We start from the raw sequence: 1,218 nt of genomic DNA on the forward strand, positions 1-1,218 counted from the left end.
CCACCTCGTTGGAGACGCAGGCCAGGGTGACGTACCGCTCGACCAGCGGTCGGGCCAGCAGGTCCGCGTAACTGTAGGTGCGCTCCTTACCGACCCGTCCGTGGATCCGCAGCCGCCAGGTGTCTGGGTCGACCTGGGGCACCACCAGCGCGGTGTCGATCCGGTAGAACCCGAAGTTCGGGGTGACGTACGGCGCCAGTTGGGCCAGCGAGAGGTTCGCGCCTGCCGGCACGGCCGGTGCGGGGGCGACTGGCGCGGGCAGGCGGATCGCGTCCCGGGCTGCGGACACGCCGCGCCGACCTGCCAGCCAACGCCCGCCGAGACCGGCCACCACTGCCGTTCCGAGCAGCACCCCGCTGCCGGTGAGGAATCGCCGCCGCGACTCCGGGTCCACCTCGGCGGGCCCAACCGGCTCAACCGCCGGCGTCGGTCCGGCCGAAGGCGCCGGCACCGGCGCGGCCGGAGACACCGGCCGACGCTCGGATGCTGAGGAGGCTCCCGTCGGCAGCTCGTCCCGCGACTCCGACCCCGGGCCGGTGGACGACACAGGCCCGGCAGGCGGCACCGCACCGTCAGGCCGCGCCGCACCGGCAGGCGGCACAGGACCGTTGGACGGCCCCGGGCCGGCGGACCGCACGGTCGGCGTGGGTGGTGACCAGGGCCAGGGGTTCAGTTCGAACGGGCCGGCGATGAACAGCCAGAGCACCAGGGCGCCGAGACCCGCGCCGATCACTGACGGCAGTGCGTCGGCGAGGTCCGCGCCGGAGCGGGTCAACGCGGCGGCGACGCCGATGGCGCCGAACGCGCCGATGCCTGCCAGGCCGAGTGCCAGCCGACGAACCGCCAGTACGCCGAGGAGCGCGGCGAAGCCGCCCAGCAACACGGCGGTGCCGACCAGCAGCGCGATCTTGTCGGCGGTGCCGAAGAGGTCGATGGCGAGTTGCTTGAGTGACTCGGGGACGGCGTCGACGATGACCCCGCCGACCGCGACCAGGGGTGCCGACCGGGGGCCGGTCAGCACCGCTACCGGTTCGGCGATCCCGATCGCGACGGCGGCGGCGGTGATTCCGGCCAGCGCGGCGTACCGCCGTGACGTGGTGCTCATCGGCCCAGTGTGCGCGATCATCTCGGCCGGGCGCCAACAACGTCAGCGTTCGGTACTGACCTGCCCGCCGACGGAGACGGGCCGGGGCGCGCCGCCGGGCGGCGGGGCGGCCC

1 protein-coding gene is annotated in these 1,218 nt (G+C 74.8%); it reads right to left on the reverse strand.

Features of this window, described 5'->3' with window-relative positions:
- A partial coding sequence (locus KBX53_RS33490; protein WP_210863867.1) for a molybdopterin-dependent oxidoreductase occupies positions 1 to 1,105 on the reverse strand: 1,105 nt, incomplete at its 3' end.
- Positions 1,106 to 1,218 lie beyond the last annotated feature (113 nt).

This window comes from Micromonospora sp. M51, from assembly GCF_018070305.1.
GTDB classification, from domain to species: Bacteria; Actinomycetota; Actinomycetes; order Mycobacteriales; family Micromonosporaceae; genus Micromonospora; species Micromonospora parva.